Genomic DNA, 16822 nt, shown 5'->3' on the forward strand with positions numbered 1-16822 from the left:
TGCGCTCGTCTTGGCGGTGCGCCGCGTAGCCCTAACAAAGACTTACGTCTTTAGTATTCCTATGTATCCAAAAGCCGTAGTAAGTTTTCCGCGCAACGCAAAGCCGGCTCTTTTGATCCGGCACATCGCTTCAAAGATTATTTCAGGCGAGAAACGATTCGAACGTTCGTCAACATCTTGCCTCATTACAAAGCGAACGCTCCACCATCGAAAACGGGACGGGGGTTCCACTTACCGCACTTGCGGTAATACTGAGGGCTTACATTTATGACTGATGCGAAGAAGTGTCCGCCGGGACTCGTAACCCGGCCGCGCACGGCGGTTGCCTTGATCGCTGCGACCGTCCTGATTAGCGGCGCAATTTCCACCGAGGCCTCGGCGCGCTCGAAGCGCCACCATCATCACCAAGGCCATCATCACCACCACCGCCATCACGCGCAGAACGACTGGCGTAACGCCAACGCGTCGCTGGCCTCGCCGAGCGGCGGCCGCAGCTTCTCCGGGATGGCGTCGTTTTACGGCAATGAGTCCGGCAGCCGCACCGCATCGGGCCAGCGCTTCAATGCCAGCGCTATGACTGCCGCGCATCGCAGCCTGCCGTTCGGCACCAAGCTGCGCGTTACTCATGGCGGCCGCAGCGTCGTCGTCACCATCAACGATCGCGGGCCGTTCATTCGCGGCCGGGTGCTCGATCTGTCGAGCGGCGCAGCGCGCGCGATCGGCCTGACCAGCCGCGGGGTCGGCCGGGTCGTTGCGGAAGTGATGTAACCGCCAAAGCGGTTCGCTTCTCTCTCAACAACAAACACATATCGAGTTCAAACGGCCGCGATCCGTCGCGCGCCAGATCTGCGGCCTGCCGTCGACCGACGGCGGGCCTTTCTTTTGGCCCGGAGCTTCTTTTGGCCCGGAGCTAACGGCGGCGCGGCGAAGCAGGCTGACGGCCAGGCCGGCTTCGCATGTAGTAACGCGGCGCCAGCCCGAAGGTTTCGAAATTCGCGCGTACCCGAAAGACTACAGGAAGCTTTGCGGATCGACGTCGACCTCGAGTTTGAGGTTTCCTTTCGTCTTCGGTCCCTCAGCCAGCCATGAGCGCAAGTAGTTCGACAGATCGAACGACCGCACCGATTTCACCAGCAGACGGAAGCGATAGCGCCCCTTGATCACGGCCAGCGGCGCCTCGGCCGGGCCGAGCACCTGGACGCGCTCGTCGACCGGCGCGCAGCCCGCGAGCTTGCGGGCAAAACCTTCGGCGGTCGGCCGGTCGCCCGCCGAGATGATCAGGCTGGCGAGCCGCCCGAACGGCGGATACAGCGTGCGCTCGCGCAGGTCGATCTCGCTGGCGTAGAAGGCCTCGCGATCGCACGCGACCAGCGCCTTCATCACCGGATGCTCCGGCTGATGCGTCTGCAGAAAGCCGACGCCGCGGCCCTGCTCGCGGCCGGCGCGGCCGATCACCTGATTCAGCAATTGAAAGGTGCGCTCGGCGGCGCGCGGGTCGCCGTTGCTGAGGCCGAGATCGGCGTCGACGACGCCGACCAGATTGAGCCGCGGAAAGTTGTGGCCCTTGGCGACCAGCTGCGTGCCGATGATGATGTCGACGCGGCCCTCGGCGATTTCATGGAGTTCGCTGCGCATGGTTTCGATCGATGTGATCAGGTCGCTCGACAGCACCAGGGTGCGCGCCTGCGGAAACAGGCTCGCGGCCTCCTCCTGCAGCCGCTCGACGCCGGGGCCGACCGCCACCAGCGTCTCCTCGGCTCCGCAATGCGGGCATTGATGCGGCCGCGGCATCGAGAAGCCGCAGTGATGGCACACCAGCCGCTGCCGGAAGCGATGATCGACCAGCCAGGCGTCACAGATCGTGCAGGCAAAGCGATGACCGCAGGCGCGGCACAGCGTCAGCGGCGCATAGCCGCGGCGGTTGAGAAACAGCAGCGCCTGTTCGCGCTTCTCGATCGCGTGGCCGATCTGTTCGGCCAGCACCGGCGAGATGAAGCGGCCACGCATCGGCGGCGCGCGGCGCAGGTCGATCGCCTCGATCTGCGGCATGTGCTGGCCACCGAACCGCGACGGCAGCGGGATGCGCTGATAGCGGCCCTTGCGGGCGTTGACCTCGGTTTCGACCGACGGCGTCGCCGAGGCTAAAACGATCGGGATCTTGGCGATCGACGCCCGCACCACCGCCATGTCGCGGGCGTGATAATGCGCGCCGTCTTCCTGCTTGTAGGCCTGATCGTGCTCCTCATCGACGATGATCAGGCCGAGATCGGCGTAGGGCAGAAACAGCGCCGAGCGCGCGCCGACCACGACCCGCGCTTCGCCGGCCGCGATCGCCGCCCAGTTGCGAGCGCGGGTGCGCGGCGTCAGCTCGGAATGCCACTCTGGCGGCCGGACGCCGAAGCGCCGCGCGAAGCGGTCGAGAAACTGCCCGGTCAGCGCGATCTCGGGCATTAGGATCAGCGTCTGCCGGCCCTGCCGGATGACCTCGGCCACGGCTTCGAAATACACCTCGGTCTTGCCGGAGCCGGTGACGCCATCGAGCAGCGCGGCGCGAAAACCGCCGCCGGCTTTGACCAATTCGCGCATCGCCTCGGCCGCCTGCGCCTGATCGGGCGAAAAGTCGGCCGGCGCAAAATCAGGATCAGGCATCGGCGCCGCCGACTCGCGCGGCATCGCCTCGACGCTCAGCGTGCCTTCGTCGACCAGCCCGTCGATCACGCCCGGGCTGACGCCGGCCTCCTTGGCGACGTCGGATTTGCCATGCAGCAGGCCGTCGGACAGAATCTCGATCAGCCGCCGCCGCGCCGGCGTCATGCGCTGCGGCGGCGGCCCGACCAGCCGTACGCCCATGCGCTGGCGTTCAGGACCAAGTTCGCCCATCCGCAACGTCATCCGCAGCACCTGGCCGCGCGGCGACAGCGTGTAATTGGCGACCCAGTCGACCATCCGCCGTAGCTCTTCGCGCAGCGGCGGGATGTCGAGTTTTTCGGAAACGTCCTTGAGGCGGTTGTGCAGGCGCGGGTCGGGATTCGGGTTTTCGGCCCAGACCACGCCCAGCACCTCGCGCGGCCCGAGCGGCACGCCGACGACGTCGCCTGGCTTCAGTTCAAGCCCGCGCGGCACCCGGTACGAATAGGCCTGATCGACCGCGACCGGCACCTGCACGTCGACGACGCGCATCGCCGATGGCAAAGCCGGGCTGGTTCGAGAGTCGTCCATCGCCCCGGTGTGCCGCCAAAGCCGGCTTTCATCAATGGGAAAGGAAATCAGTTATGCTGGCGACACCCTCTCCCGTCATTGCGAGGAGCGCAGCGACGAAGCAATCCAGCGCCATGCACTGGGCTTCTTGGATTGCTTCGCTGCGCTCGCAATGACGGAGAGAATCCCGTTCCGGTCAACAGAATCAGATGCCGAAGCCCCAACCAGCCCCACCCCCGCTCGAACTCGACTGCGCCGCCACCGATCTCACCGCCGAGATGGCGAAGTGGCTGGCGCATCTGCGCGCCGAACGGCGGTTGTCGGGCAAGACGCTGGAGGCCTATGCGCGCGACCTGCGGCAGTTCCTGATGTTTCTTGCCGGTCATTGGGGCGGCGAGGTTACGCTCGGCCGCTTTGCGCGGCTGGAGGCGACCGACGTCCGCGCCTTCATGGCGGCCCGGCGGGCCGATGCGATCGCCGGCCGCTCGCTGATGCGGGCGCTGGCGGGGCTGCGCTCGTTCGGCCGCTTTCTCGAACGCGAGGGCAAGGGCCGGGTCGGCGCGCTCGCCGCGGTCCGCGCGCCGAAGATCAAGAAAAGCCTGCCGAAGCCGATCCAGATCGCTGCCGCCAAGCGGCTGGCCGACGCCGACGAACGCGCCGGTGAAGATCGCGAGACCTGGGTACTGGTTCGCGACGCCGCCGTGATGGCGCTGCTGTACGGCTCCGGCCTGCGTATCTCCGAAGCACTCGGGCTGAAGCGCCGCGATGTGCCGGCACCCGGCAAGGGCGATACGCTGATCGTGCTCGGCAAGGGCAACAAAACCCGGATGGTGCCGGTGCTGCCGGGCGTGCTGGCACAGATCGCCGACTACGCGGCCGCCTGCCCGCACCCGCTGCCACCGGACGGCCCGATGTTTCTCGGCGCCCGCGGCGGGCCGCTCAGCCCGCGCATCATTCAGCTGGCGATGGAGCGGCTGCGCGGCGCCCTCGGTCTGCCCGACAGCGCCACGCCCCACGCGCTGCGCCATTCCTTTGCGACGCATCTGCTGACCCGCGGCGGCGACTTGCGCGCCATCCAGGAACTGCTCGGCCATGCCTCGCTGTCGACCACGCAAGTCTATACCGGCATCGATACCGAGCGGCTGCTCGACGTCTATGCCAGCGCCCACCCGCGCGCGTAGAGCACACTGGCAGAAAATACTTAGGCGAAGTTGTTAGCAGCCGATCGACGGGCTTGACCCGGTTTGCCTTCCCACTGACAAGTTCCTGACCTGATGATCACCAGCCCCGCGTCGGGGCATGACGAATCGATGACAGGAGACGAGTATGGGCGCGCATGAGAGTATGGAGCATGCCGAACACGCCGAGCATGCATCCGGCTCGAACAAGAAGATCGCGCTGCTGATCTCGGTGATCGCGCTGTTTCTCGCCTTCTCGGAAACGCTCGGCAAAGCTGCACAAACCGAATCGCTCGCCAAGAACGTCGAGGCCTCCAACCTGTGGGCGTTCTTCCAAGCCAAGAGCATTCGCCGCACCGTGGTCCAGACGGTGTCCGAGGAAGCGCGGCTCAGCATGAGCACGGTCGGCGACGAAGCCGCCAAAGCCGCGCTGCAGAAGCAGATCGAGGAGTGGCAGAAGACCGCGCAGCGCTACCGCTCCGAGCCGGAGACCGGCGAAGGCTCGGAGCAGCTCGCCGCCCGCGCCAAACACGCCGAACATGACCGCGACCTCGCGCAGGCGCGCTATCATCACTACGAACTGGCGTCGGCCGCCTTCCAGATCGGCATCGTGCTGGCCTCGGCGACGATCATCACCGGCATGGTGGCGCTCGCATGGTTGTCGGGCTTGCTGGCGCTCGGCGGCCTCGCCTTCACGGCGATCGGCCTGTTCGCGCCGCACGCGGTGCATCTGTTCTGACGGCGCCGCTCAGGTCAGCACGCCGGCCAGCGCGTAGGTGATCGCAACGATCACCACGGCCGAGATGGCATTCATCCAGATGCCGACCCGCGCCATGTCGCCGATCGTGATCTGTCCCGATGAAAACACGATCGCGTTCGGCGGCGTCGCCACCGGCAGCATGAAGGCGCATGACGCCGCCAGCGCCAGCGGCAGCGCCAGCATGGCGGGATCGAGGCCGATGCCGATGGCGATAGCGCCGCCAATCGGAATGAAGGTCGCTGCGCTGGCAGTGTTGCTGGTCAGTTCGGTGAGAAACAGCATCGCCACCGTGACCACGGCGATCAGCAGCAGCACCGGCCACGCCGACAGGCCGCCCAGCGTCTGGCCGATCCACTCGGCAAGGCCGGAGCTACTGATCGCGGCCGCGAGACTGAGCCCGCCGCCGAACAGGATCAGCACGTCGAACGGCAGGTTCTTCAAGCCGCTCCAGTCGAGCAGGCGGCTGCCATGACCGTCGCCGGAGGGGAGCAGAAACAGCAATAGTGCTCCGATCAGCGCAATCATCGTGTCGTCGACGCCTGGCACCAGGCCGGCAAACAGCGGCCGGGTGATCCAGGCTGCGGCAGTGAGGCCGAACACCAGCGCGACCCGGAATTCCGGTGTCTGCATCGGTCCGAGACGTTTCAGCTCGCCATCGATCGGATCCGCGGCCTCTCCGGCGAGCGTCGCCGGCATCGGAAACATCCGGACCAATACCAGCCAGGCGACCAGCAGAAGCACGACCGCGACCGGCAGACCGATGATCATCCACCCGGCGAACCCGACGACGATCTGATGCTCGCGCGCCAGATAGGCGGCCAGTAGAGCATTCGGCGGTGTGCCGATCAGTGTGGCAAGGCCGCCGATGCTGGCGCCGTAGGCGACCGACAACATCAGGCACAGTCCGAGCCGGCGGCGGATTTCCGGCTCGATCGATCCCTTGCGGTCGAGTAGCGCCAACACCGACATCGCGACCGGCAACATGATGATCGCGGTCGCCGAATTGCTGATCCACATGCTGAGAAACGCTGTGGCGAGCAGGAAGCCGCCGCACAGCCGCGCCGGCGAGACACCCGCATGGCCGCCGACGCGCGCCACGACGCCGAGGCCGATCCGCTCGTGCAGCTTCCAGCGCTGCATACCGGCACCGATGATGAAGCCGCCGAGAAACAGGAAGATGATCGGGTCCGCATAGGGCGCCGCGGCATTGCGGATCGGGACGACCCCGAGCAGCGGAAACAGCACCAGCGGCAGCAGCGCCGTCGCCGGGATCGGCAATGCCTCGGTGATCCACCACGTCGCCATCATCAACGCGACGCCTGCGACCAGCCAAGCTTCCGGCTTCAATCCGGCCGGCGGCGGCACCACGATCGTGACCGCGAGCAGCGCGACGCCGACCGCCATCGCGACGTAGTTCCGCGACTCGACCGCCCCATCATGGCTCATGGCGTACTCCACCTGGCGCTGCAGAAAGCATGTCCGCTCCACATGCAGGGGCCAGCATCATCATCGAAGCACAACCGCATCGGTCGGACAGGGTTGCAGGTCCGAAAACCGGCGAGCGACCGAAACCGCTCCAGGGGCTGCGCCCGATCGTCTCAGGTCAACTCAGCGCGCGGCGCGGATCCGCTTGCGGACCTGCAATGCCTTGCGCAGCAGGCGCTTGAACGGCCCGTTACCCTCACCGACGAAGGCGCGCAGCTGCGCGCGGATGCGCGCCATCACCGGCGCCACCACCTCGTGCGCCTTGGCCTTGACCCGAAGTACGAGCTCATAGACCCGCACGAACCACGGCATCTGCATCAGCTTCGGCTTGGTAATGTCGAAGATGAAGGCGATCAGGCCGAGGCCGACGAACTGCGCCAGTGCGAACGCCAGAATGCCGGCGACGAAATGCTGGGTGGCGATCAGCCACAGCGCGAACAGCTTGAACGGGTAGAGCGGGATCAACGGCACCGCGAACACGATCAGCGCCAGTGGCGGCGACAGATGCGCGACACGCTCGGCCGTCCACGCCTTGATGGCGCGCAGCGGGATTGCGGCGACGATCCGCGCCACCCACGGCTCGAGATGCTCCCACAGCCATGCCTCGACCAGAAACAAAACGGCGAGGATGAACCAGAGCGGCTGCAGCAGACGGCGTTTCATGTCCCTCACGCTCCCTGCCCGACTTGGCGCCGGGCAGGTGACAGGCGAGACTCACATATGGATGGCGCGTTTTCCGACCGCAAGCGCGGCTTCCTTGACGGCTTCGGAGCGCGTCGGGTGGGCGTGGCAGGTGCGCGCCAGATCCTCGGCCGAGCCGCCGAACTCCATCAGCACCGCCGCCTCGTGGATCATCTCGCCGGCCTCGCGGCCGACGATGTGGACGCCGAGCACGCGGTCGGTCTTGGCGTCGGCAAGGATCTTCACAAAGCCGTCGGTGGTCTGGTTGACCTTGGATCGGCCATTGGCGGTGAACGGGAATTTGCCGACGCTGTAAGCGACGCCGGCCTGCTTGAGGTCTTCCTCGGTCTTGCCGACGGATGACACTTCGGGAGTGGTGTAGACCACGCCCGGAATGACGTCGTAATTCACGTGGCCGGCCTTGCCGGCGATGATCTCGGCGACCGCGACGCCTTCGTCCTCGGCCTTGTGGGCCAGCATTGGTCCCTTCACCACGTCGCCGATGGCGTAGACGCCCTTGACGGTGGTGGCGAAGTGATCGTCGATCTGCACCCGGCCGCGCTCGTCCAGCGCGACGCCGGCTTCCTTCAGCCCGAGGCCTTCGGTGTAGGGCACGCGGCCGATCGCGACCAGCACGACGTCGGCTTCCAGCGTTTCCGGATTGCCGCCGGCCGAAGCTTCGACGCTGACCTTGAGCTGATTGCCGGAGCTGTCGACGCCGGTGACCTTGGCGGCGAGCTTGAAGGCAAAGCCCTGCTTCTCGAGGATGCGCTGAAACTGCTTGCAGACCTCGCCGTCCATGCCGGGCAGGATGCGGTCCAGGAATTCCACCACGGTGACCTGCGCGCCGAGCCGGCGCCACACCGAGCCGAGTTCAAGGCCGATCACGCCGGCCCCGACCACGATCAGCTTGCCCGGCACCTTGTCGAGCGCCAGCGCGCCGGTCGACGACACAATGCGTTTCTCATCGATCTCGATGCCCTTGAGCTGGGCCACCGCCGAGCCGGTGGCGATCACGATCGACTTGGCCTCGACCGTTTGCGCCTTGTCGTCGGCGCCGGTGACTTCGAGCTTGCCGCTGCCGAGGATCTTGCCCTTGCCGGCCAAGACGTCGATCTTGTTCTTCTTCATCAGGTACTCGACGCCCTTGACGTTGCCGTCGATGCCCTGCTGCTTGAAATCCATCATGGCCGGCAGATCGAGTTTCGGCGCCGGCACCGAGATGCCCATCTTGGCGAAGGAATGTCCGGCCTCCTCGAACAGCTCGGACGCATGCAGCAGCGCTTTCGACGGCATGCAGCCGACGTTGAGGCAGGTGCCGCCGAGCGTGGCGTTCTTCTCGACCACCGCGACCTTGAGGCCGAGCTGAGCGGCGCGGATTGCGCATACGTAACCGCCGGGGCCGGTGCCGATGACGACGAGATCGTAGGAAGCCATTGCGTAATCCTGTAGTTGGCGCCGGGACGGCTAGCGTCCGCCCGAGACATCGAAGATGGCGCTGGTGACGTAGGAGGCCTCGTCCGACAGCAGCCAGACGACGGCGTTGGCGATTTCGTCGGCACGGCCGACGCGTTGCATCGGAACGTTGCCGCTGAGCCGATGCGCGCGGTCCGGATCGCCGCCGGACGCGTGGATCTCGGTGTCGATCAGCCCTGGCCGGATCGCTGCAACGCGAATGCCTTCGCTGGCGACCTCATGGCCGAGCCCGACCGTGAAGGAATCGACGGCGCCTTTCGACGCGGCATAGTCGACATAAGTATTCGGCGAGCCGAGCTTGGCGGCAACAGACGACAGATTGACGATGACGCCGCCCTGCCCGCCGTGGCGGGTCGACATCCGCTTCACCGCCTCGCGGGCGCACAGGATGCTGCCGGTGACGTTCACTGCCATGATGCGCTGGATGCGCTCGGCCGACATCTCGTCGACGCGTGCGGTCGGACCGACGATACCGGCATTGTTGACCAGCGCGCCGAGTGGGCCGAATTTGTCCGCGGCGGCGAACAGCGCGAGAATGTCGGCCTCGTGGCCGACGTCGCATTTCACCGCCATCGCCTTGCCGTTGCTGGCCTCGATTTCGGCCACCACCTCGTCAGCAGCGGCCGTGTTGCTGGCGTAGCCGACCACGACCTTGAAGCCGCGTCTGGCGCAGCCGAGCGCGGTGGCCCGGCCGATGCCGCGGCTGCCGCCGGTGATGATGACGACGCGATCGGTCATGCGCACCTCAACTCAGCAGACGGATCAGCATGGCGATCAGCGCCAGCAGCGCTACGAACCACACGATGCTGCGGGCGAACGGAATCTCGACGAGGTACAGCGGCGCGTACAAGGCACGGGCAACCAGCCAGACCACCGAAGCGGTCGCCGCGTAGCCACCGGTCTTGCCGGTGATCGCCAGCGCCAAAGCGACACCCACAAAAGCCGGATAGGTTTCGAGCAGATTGCGGAAGGCGCGCGACGCGCGGCCGGCGAACCGCCCTTTTGGGGTCCGGGGCTCGTCGCGCGGGCCGGCCTGGTAGTCGCCGCCGAGCTCCATCGTGGTCGGGATAGAGGCGAGGAACATCTGCACGATCAGCAGCACCACGCTCCAGCCCAGCACCATGATCTCGGTCGGCATCGGCTGCATCGTTTCCCCCAAACTCATCGGCGGCGCGTCGAAAGCGCACCGCCCGGATGCGCGGCGATGTTAAAGATCCAGCACCAGCCGCGCCGGATCTTCCAGGCTCTCCTTGACGCGGACCAGGAAGGTCACCGCTTCCTTGCCGTCGATGACGCGGTGATCGTAGCTCAGCGCCAGATACATCATCGGGCGGATCTCGATCTTGCCGCCGACCACCACCGGCCGCTCCTGGATCTTGTGCATGCCGAGGATGCCGGACTGCGGCGCGTTCAGGATCGGGGTCGACATCAACGAGCCGTAGATGCCGCCATTGGTGATGGTGAAGGTACCGCCCTGCATCTCGTCGATCTTGAGCTGGCCGTCACGGGCGCGCTTGCCGTAGTCGACGATGCTCTTCTCGATTTCGGCGATCGACTTGGTATCGCAGTCGCGCACCACCGGCACGACCAGGCCCTTGTCGGTGCCGACGGCGACGCCGATGTGATAGTAGTTCTTGTAGATCAGGTCGGTGCCGTCGATCTCGGCGTTGACGGCCGGGATGTCCTTCAGCGCCTGCACGCAGGCCTTGGTGAAGAAGCCCATGAAGCCGAGCTTGGCGCCGTGCTTCTTCTCGAACACGTCCTTGTACTGCGCGCGGAGCGCCATGACGTTGGTCATGTCGACCTCGTTGAAGGTCGTCAGCATCGCGGCGGTGTTCTGAACTTCCTTGAGCCGGCGCGCGATCGTCTGGCGCAGACGGGTCATCTTGACGCGCTCTTCGCGCGCGGCGTCGTCGGCCGGCGACGGCGCACGGACCTGCACGGCGGCGGCCGGCTGGCTGACCGGGGTCGGCGCCGATGCCGCCTTTTCGATCGCTGCCAGCATGTCGCCCTTGGTGACGCGTCCGTCCTTGCCGGAGCCCGGAACGGTCGAGGCATCGACCCCGCTCTCGGCGGACAGCCGGCGCACCGACGGCGCTTGCGGCGCATCGGACGGCGGAGCCTTGGCAGTTTCTTTGGCAGTTTCCTTGGCGGGAGCGGGAGCCGGAGCAGCCGCCGGAGCTGAAGCAGCCGCCGGGGCCGCAGCCTTGGCGGGCGCCGCAGCGGCCGGCTTGGCGCCGCCGCCACCTTCGGTGATCTGGCCGAGCAGCGCACCGACCGCGACGGTTTCGCCGTCCTTGGCGACGATCTCGCCCAGCGTACCCGCCGACGGCGCCGGTACTTCGATCGTGACCTTGTCGGTTTCGAGTTCGACCAACGGTTCGTCGACCGCTACCGAGTCGCCCGGCTTCTTGAACCAGCGGCCGATCGTCGCTTCGGTCACCGATTCGCCGAGTGTCGGAACGCGAATTTCAGTCATCGTGTGTTTTCCTTTTGCGGCGCGGCGGTTCGTGCCGGCGCCAGCCCATGAAATCATAATCGGGAGTTATGAAGGCCGCCTCACAGGCGGCCTTCGCGCCGCTCAGCGCAGCGCCTCGTCGAGAAACGCCTTGAGCTGGGCGACATGCTTCGACATCAGGCCGGTCGCGGTGGCGGCCGAAGCCGCACGGCCGACATAGCGCGGACGGCGGTTGGTGGCGCCGGCCTGGTTCTGCACCCACTCCAGATACGGCTCGATGAAGTGCCACCCGCCCATGTTGCGCGGCTCTTCCTGACACCACACCAGTTCGGCGTCCTTGAACCGCGACATTTCATGCACCAGCGTCTTCAGCGGCACCGGATAGAGCTGCTCGATCCGCAGCAGATAGATGTCGTCGATGCCCCGCTTCTCGCGCTCTTCGTACAGGTCGTAATAAACCTTGCCCGAACAGATCACGACACGGCGGATCTTGGCGTCCGGCACGAGTTTGGTCTTCTCGTCCGGCGTGGTCTGGGCATCGTCGAGCAGCACGCGGTGGAAGCTGGTGCCCGGGCCGAGTTCGTCGAGCCGCGACACCGCGCGCTTGTGGCGGAGCAGCGACTTCGGCGTCATCACGATCAGCGGCTTGCGGATCTCGCGCTTGAGCTGGCGGCGCAGCGCGTGGAAGTAGTTGGCCGGGGTGGTCGGATACACCACCTGCATGTTGTCTTCGGCGCACATCTGCAGGAAGCGTTCGAGCCGGGCCGAGGAGTGCTCGGGACCCTGGCCTTCGTAGCCGTGCGGCAACAGGCAGACCAGGCCGGACATGCGCAGCCATTTGCGCTCGCCCGACGAGATGAACTGGTCGAACAGCACCTGCGCGCCGTTGGCGAAGTCGCCGAACTGGGCTTCCCACAGCGTCAGCGTGTTCGGCTCGGCCAGCGAGTAGCCGTATTCGAAGCCGAGCACCGCCTCTTCGGACAGCAGCGAGTTGATCACCTCGTAGTGGCCCTGCTCCGGGCCGAGGTGATTGAACGGCGTGTAGCGGGTCTCGTCTTCCTGATCGATCAGCACCGAATGGCGCTGCGAGAAGGTGCCGCGTTCGCTGTCCTGCCCGGACAGTCGAACCCGCTGACCATCCTGCAGCAAGGAGCAGAACGCCAGCGCCTCGCCGGTCGCCCAGTCGATGCCGGTGCCGGAATCGATCGCCTTGGCGCGGTTCTCCAAAAACCGCATCACGGTGCGGTGCAGCCGGAAGCCTTCCGGAACCTTGGTGATCTTGGCGCCGATCTCCTTCAGCGTCTTCAGATCGACACCGGTGATGCCGCGGCGCGGATCCTCTTCCTGATCGGCGGACTTGAAGCCGGCCCACTTGCCGTCGAGCCAGTCGGCCTTGTTGGGCCGATAGGACGAGCCGGCTTCCAGCTCGGCGTCGAGCCGGGCGCGCCAGTCGGCCTTAGCCTTCTCGACCTCGCCATCGGTGATCACGCCGTCGGCGATCAGGCGCTTCGAGTACAGCTCGAGCGTGGTCGGATGGCCGGCGATCTTGCGATACATCGACGGCTGGGTGAACGACGGCTCGTCGCCCTCGTTGTGGCCGTGCCGCCGATAGCAGAACATGTCGATCACGACCGGCTTGTGGAACTTCTGCCGGTACTCGACCGCGATCTTGGCGGCGAACACCACCGCTTCCGGATCGTCGCCGTTCACGTGGAAGATCGGCGCGTCGATCATCTTCGCCACATCCGACGGATAGGGCGACGACCGCGAGTAGCGCGGATAGGTGGTGAAGCCGATCTGGTTGTTGACGATGAAGTGGATCGAACCGCCGGTGCGGTAGCCCTTCAGGTCGGACAGCGCAAAGCATTCGGCCACCACGCCCTGGCCCGCGAAGGCGGCGTCACCGTGCATCAGCAGCGGCAGCACCGAAACCCGCTCCTCCGGCAGGTCGCCGTGCTGGTCCTGCTTGGCGCGGACCTTGCCGAGCACCACCGGATCAACGATCTCGAGATGCGACGGGTTGGCGGTCAGCGACAGATGCACCTTGTTGTGGTCGAACTCGCGGTCCGACGAGGCGCCGAGGTGATACTTGACGTCGCCCGAGCCTTCGACCTCATCGGGATTGGCCGAGCCGCCCTTGAACTCATGGAACAGCGCGCGGTGCGGCTTGCCCATCACCTGGGTCAGCACGTTGAGACGGCCGCGATGCGGCATGCCGAGCACGATCTCGCGCACGCCGAGATTGCCGCCGCGCTTGATGATCTGCTCTAGCGCCGGGATCAGCGCTTCGCCGCCGTCGAGACCGAACCGCTTGGTGCCGGTGAATTTCAGATCGCAGAACTTCTCGAAGCCTTCGGCCTCGATCAGCTTCATCAGGATCGCGCGGCGGCCCTCGCGGGTGAAGCTGATCTCCTTGTCCGGACCTTCGATCCGCTCCTGCAGCCAGGCCTTCTGGGCGCCGTTCGAGATATGCAGAAACTCGATACCCATGGTCTGGCAGTAAGTCCGCTCGCAGATCGCGACGATCTCGCGCAACGACCCGTATTCGAGGCCGAGCACGTGATCGAGGAAGATCTTGCGGTCGAGATCGGCCTCGGTGAAGCCGTAGCTGCGGATATCGAGTTCTTCGTGATCCTTGGCCGGCTCCAGCCCGAGCGGATCGAGCTTGGCGTGGAAGTGACCACGCATGCGGTAGGCGCGGATCAGCATCAGGGCGCGCACGGAATCGCGCGTCGCCTGATTGACGTCGGCGGTGGACAGTTCGACGCCCTTGGCCTGCGCCTTCGACTGGATCTTCTGGCCGACGGTCTTTTCGACCTGGGCCCAATTGCCGTCGAGCGCCGAGGTCAGATCGTCGCGCGGCGTCAGCGGCCAGTTCGCCTTCGCCCAGGACGGACCCTCGGCATTCTTCTGGACGTCCGTGGGATTGTCTTTCAGACTCTGAAAGAATGCCTGCCAGTCGGCATCGACGGAAGACGGGTCGTTTTCGTAGCGGGAGTAGAGATCGTCGATATAGGTGGCATTAGCGCCCTGCAAAAACGAAGAGAGGGCGAAAGCGGCATTCGCGTCCTGGCGAGACATGATTGCTTCCTGATTACAATTATCGCGTCGGACACGCGATAAGCTGATCCGGTTACCGGATCAGCAACATAATGCACCTTTTACCGAATTTCATGGAAATGTAAGCTCGGAACTACACAAGGGTTGAATTAGGACTTCAACTTTTCGGCAAGCGTTTTTCCGAGCCGCGCCGGCGACGGCGATACGGTGATGCCAGCAGCTTCCATCGCGGCGGTTTTCGACGCGGCGTCGCCCTTGCCACCCGAAATGATCGCACCCGCATGACCCATACGCCGGCCGGGAGGAGCGGTCACGCCGGCGATGAAGCCGACCGTCGGCTTCTTGCGGCCGCGCTTGGCCTCGTCGATCAGGAACTGGGCCGCCTCTTCCTCGGCCGAACCGCCGATTTCGCCGATCATGATGATCGACTCGGTCTTGTCGTCGGCCAGGAACATCTCGAGGACGTCGATGAACTCGGTGCCCTTGACCGGGTCGCCGCCGATGCCGACCGCGGTGGTCTGGCCGAGACCCTCGCTGGTGGTCTGGAACACCGCCTCATAGGTCAGCGTGCCGGAGCGCGACACAATGCCCACCGAGCCCGGCTTGAAGATGTTGGCCGGCATGATGCCGATTTTGCAGGCGCCGGCGGTCATGACGCCCGGGCAGTTCGGCCCGATCAGCCGCGACTTCGAGCCGACCAGCGAGCGCTTGACCCGCACCATGTCGAGCACCGGGATGCCCTCGGTGATGCAGACGATCAGCGGGATCTCGGCATCGATCGCCTCGCAGATCGCGTCCGCGGCGCCCGGCGGCGGAACGTAGATCACCGAGGCATCGGCGCCGGTCTGCTGCTTGGCTTCGGCCACGGTGTCGAACACCGGCAGGCCCAAATGGGTCGAGCCGCCTTTGCCGGGCGAGGTGCCGCCGACCATCTTGGTGCCGTAGGCAATCGCCGCCTCGGAATGGAAGGTGCCGTTCTTGCCGGTGAAGCCCTGGCAGATGACGCGGGTGTTGTTGTCGATCAGGATGGACATGGGAGCTCGCTTTTCCGCATTCGTCATGGCCGGGCTTGTCCCGGCCATCCACGCCTGTTGCGTGGCTTAGAAGGAAGACGTGGATGCCCGCGACGAGCGCGGGCATGACGGAGAAATCCGAATCGTCGGCAACATCAAGCCGCCTTCACGGCGTTGACGATCTTCTGCGCAGCGTCGTCGAGATTGTCGGCGGGCAGCACGTTGAGGCCGGAGTGCTTGATGATCTTCTTGCCCTCTTCGACATTGGTGCCTTCGAGGCGGACCACCAGCGGCACCGACAGGCCGACTTCCTTGACGGCCGCGACCACGCCCTCGGCAATCACGTCGCACTTCATGATGCCGCCGAAGATGTTGATCAGGATGCCCTTCACGTTGGGATCGGCGGTGATGATCTTGAACGCCGCCGTCACCTTCTCCTTGTTGGCGCCGCCGCCGACGTCGAGGAAGTTGGCGGGCGACATGCCGTACAGCTTGATGATGTCCATCGTGGCCATCGCCAGGCCAGCGCCGTTGACCATGCAGCCGATAGTGCCGTCGAGCGTGACGTAGTTGAGGTCGTATTTCGACGCTTCGATTTCCTTGGCGTCTTCCTCGCTCTCGTCACGCAGCGCCTGGATGTCGGGGTGGCGGTACAGCGAATTGCCGTCGAACGACATCTTGGCGTCGAGGCACTTCAGATCGCCCTGGTTGGTCAGCACCAGCGGGTTGATCTCGAGCATATCCATGTCCTTGGCGACGAACGCGGTGTACAGCTTGGTCACCAGCGCTTCGGCCTGCTTGGCCTGCTCGCCCTTGAGGTTCAGCGCCTTGGCGACGGCGCGGCCGTGATGGCCCATGATGCCGGTCGCCGGATCGACCGTGAACGAGACGATCTTCTCGGGGGTGTCGTGGGCGACGTCCTCGATCGACATGCCGCCTTCGGTCGACACCACGAAGGAGATCCGCGAGGTGGCGCGGTCGACCAGCAGCGACAGATAGAACTCCTTGTCGATCTCGGAGCCCTCCTCGATGTACAGCCGGTTGACCTGCTTGCCATCGGGACCGGTCTGCACCGTCACCAGCGTCGCGTGCAGCATCTGCTGGGCGAATTCCTTGACCTCGTCGACCGACTTGGCGAGCCGCACGCCGCCCTTGTCGCCGGCGGAGGCTTCCTTGAACTTGCCCTTGCCGCGACCGCCGGCATGGATCTGGCTCTTCACCACCCAGACCGGGCCACCAAGCTGCTTGGCGGCAGCTTCAACTTCGGACACCTTGAAGATCGGGTAGCCGTGCGACACCGGAACGCCGAATTCGCGCAGCACCGCTTTGGCCTGGTATTCGTGGATATTCATCGATTGCCCCTCGCCAGATCGCATCCAGCCGGTTGAGTTGTGGGGGGGGGGGGGGGGGGGGGGGGGGGCGGGGCGCGGCGGGGGGGGGGGGGGGCCCCCCCCCGCCGCGGGGGGGGGGGGGGGTGGGCGGGGCGGCGCCGCGCCCCCCCCCCCCCCAGCAG

The 16822-nt window shown here is 65.7% G+C and carries 13 protein-coding genes; 3 read left to right on the forward strand and 10 right to left on the reverse strand.

The features are described from left to right. Window positions 1-267 precede the first annotated feature (267 nt). Window positions 268-768, forward strand: a complete 501-nt coding sequence (locus D4Q52_RS13620) for a septal ring lytic transglycosylase RlpA family protein (RefSeq protein ID WP_119857102.1) — start codon at window positions 268-270, stop codon at window positions 766-768. Between the two features lie 243 nt (window positions 769-1011). On the opposite strand, the gene D4Q52_RS13625 is transcribed toward D4Q52_RS13620, so the two are convergent. Further along, complete coding sequence (locus D4Q52_RS13625) at window positions 1012-3219, reverse strand: primosomal protein N' (RefSeq protein ID WP_119857103.1); 2208 nt, start codon at window positions 3217-3219, stop codon at window positions 1012-1014. 188 nt (window positions 3220-3407) lie between these two features. Here D4Q52_RS13625 and D4Q52_RS13630 point away from each other — a divergent pair, with 188 nt between their 5' ends. Then, the gene (locus tag D4Q52_RS13630; protein WP_119857104.1) at window positions 3408-4379 is read left to right on the forward strand and encodes a tyrosine recombinase XerC; all 972 of its coding nucleotides are present in this window, start codon (window positions 3408-3410) and stop codon (window positions 4377-4379) included. Window positions 4380-4524: 145 nt separating this feature from the next. After that, complete coding sequence (locus tag D4Q52_RS13635; protein ID WP_119857105.1) at window positions 4525-5115, forward strand: DUF4337 domain-containing protein; 591 nt, start codon at window positions 4525-4527, stop codon at window positions 5113-5115. 9 nt (window positions 5116-5124) lie between these two features. Here the strand turns inward: D4Q52_RS13635 and D4Q52_RS13640 are convergent, their stop codons facing one another. The 9 genes from D4Q52_RS13640 to sucC all read right to left on the reverse strand — a co-directional run bounded on the left by D4Q52_RS13640 (window position 5125) and on the right by sucC (window position 16661). Then, window positions 5125-6582, reverse strand: coding sequence for an SLC13 family permease (locus D4Q52_RS13640; RefSeq protein WP_182915310.1), 1458 nt, complete (start codon window positions 6580-6582; stop codon window positions 5125-5127). Between the two features lie 162 nt (window positions 6583-6744). Continuing rightward, entirely contained in the window at window positions 6745-7284 is a 540-nt protein-coding gene (locus D4Q52_RS13645) for a hypothetical protein (protein WP_119857106.1), read from the reverse strand. A gap of 51 nt (window positions 7285-7335) precedes the next feature. Continuing rightward, window positions 7336-8739, reverse strand: a complete 1404-nt coding sequence (lpdA, locus tag D4Q52_RS13650) for a dihydrolipoyl dehydrogenase (protein WP_119857107.1) — start codon at window positions 8737-8739, stop codon at window positions 7336-7338. A 30-nt stretch (window positions 8740-8769) separates the two neighbouring features. Continuing rightward, window positions 8770-9516, reverse strand: a complete 747-nt coding sequence (locus tag D4Q52_RS13655) for an SDR family oxidoreductase (protein WP_119857108.1) — start codon at window positions 9514-9516, stop codon at window positions 8770-8772. A gap of 7 nt (window positions 9517-9523) precedes the next feature. After that, window positions 9524-9925, reverse strand: a complete 402-nt coding sequence (locus D4Q52_RS13660; protein WP_119857109.1) for an MAPEG family protein — start codon at window positions 9923-9925, stop codon at window positions 9524-9526. A gap of 60 nt (window positions 9926-9985) precedes the next feature. Then, window positions 9986-11257 (reverse strand): 2-oxoglutarate dehydrogenase complex dihydrolipoyllysine-residue succinyltransferase, encoded by a 1272-nt coding sequence (gene odhB, locus D4Q52_RS13665; RefSeq protein ID WP_119857110.1) that lies wholly within the window; start codon window positions 11255-11257, stop codon window positions 9986-9988. Between the two features lie 102 nt (window positions 11258-11359). After that, window positions 11360-14317, reverse strand: a complete 2958-nt coding sequence (locus D4Q52_RS13670; RefSeq protein ID WP_119857111.1) for a 2-oxoglutarate dehydrogenase E1 component — start codon at window positions 14315-14317, stop codon at window positions 11360-11362. 128 nt (window positions 14318-14445) lie between these two features. Continuing rightward, on the reverse strand, window positions 14446-15330 hold the full coding sequence (gene sucD / locus D4Q52_RS13675; RefSeq protein WP_119857112.1) for a succinate--CoA ligase subunit alpha: 885 nt from the start codon (window positions 15328-15330) through the stop codon (window positions 14446-14448). A gap of 134 nt (window positions 15331-15464) precedes the next feature. Continuing rightward, complete coding sequence (sucC, locus tag D4Q52_RS13680; RefSeq protein ID WP_119857113.1) at window positions 15465-16661, reverse strand: ADP-forming succinate--CoA ligase subunit beta; 1197 nt, start codon at window positions 16659-16661, stop codon at window positions 15465-15467. Window positions 16662-16822: the final 161 nt, after the last annotated feature.

The organism is Rhodopseudomonas palustris (assembly GCF_003591005.1).
Classification (GTDB): domain Bacteria; phylum Pseudomonadota; class Alphaproteobacteria; order Rhizobiales; family Xanthobacteraceae; genus Rhodopseudomonas; species Rhodopseudomonas palustris_K.

Bases quoted from the DNA above. Each gene is read 5' to 3' on its own strand.
- D4Q52_RS13645 (WP_119857106.1), bottom strand. From the start codon at position 7,284: ATGAAACGCCGTCTGCTGCAGCCGCTCTGGTTCATCCTCGCCGTTTTG.
- D4Q52_RS13640 (WP_182915310.1), bottom strand. From the start codon at position 6,582: ATGAGCCATGATGGGGCGGTCGAGTCGCGGAACTACGTCGCGATGGCG.
- D4Q52_RS13630 (WP_119857104.1), top strand. From the start codon at position 3,408: ATGCCGAAGCCCCAACCAGCCCCACCCCCGCTCGAACTCGACTGCGCC.
- lpdA (WP_119857107.1), bottom strand. From the start codon at position 8,739: ATGGCTTCCTACGATCTCGTCGTCATCGGCACCGGCCCCGGCGGTTAC.
- D4Q52_RS13660 (WP_119857109.1), bottom strand. From the start codon at position 9,925: ATGCAGCCGATGCCGACCGAGATCATGGTGCTGGGCTGGAGCGTGGTG.
- D4Q52_RS13625 (WP_119857103.1), bottom strand. From the start codon at position 3,219: ATGGACGACTCTCGAACCAGCCCGGCTTTGCCATCGGCGATGCGCGTC.
- D4Q52_RS13655 (WP_119857108.1), bottom strand. From the start codon at position 9,516: ATGACCGATCGCGTCGTCATCATCACCGGCGGCAGCCGCGGCATCGGC.
- D4Q52_RS13620 (WP_119857102.1), top strand. From the start codon at position 268: ATGACTGATGCGAAGAAGTGTCCGCCGGGACTCGTAACCCGGCCGCGC.
- D4Q52_RS13635 (WP_119857105.1), top strand. From the start codon at position 4,525: ATGGGCGCGCATGAGAGTATGGAGCATGCCGAACACGCCGAGCATGCA.
- odhB (WP_119857110.1), bottom strand. From the start codon at position 11,257: ATGACTGAAATTCGCGTTCCGACACTCGGCGAATCGGTGACCGAAGCG.
- sucC (WP_119857113.1), bottom strand. From the start codon at position 16,661: ATGAATATCCACGAATACCAGGCCAAAGCGGTGCTGCGCGAATTCGGC.
- sucD (WP_119857112.1), bottom strand. From the start codon at position 15,330: ATGTCCATCCTGATCGACAACAACACCCGCGTCATCTGCCAGGGCTTC.
- D4Q52_RS13670 (WP_119857111.1), bottom strand. From the start codon at position 14,317: ATGTCTCGCCAGGACGCGAATGCCGCTTTCGCCCTCTCTTCGTTTTTG.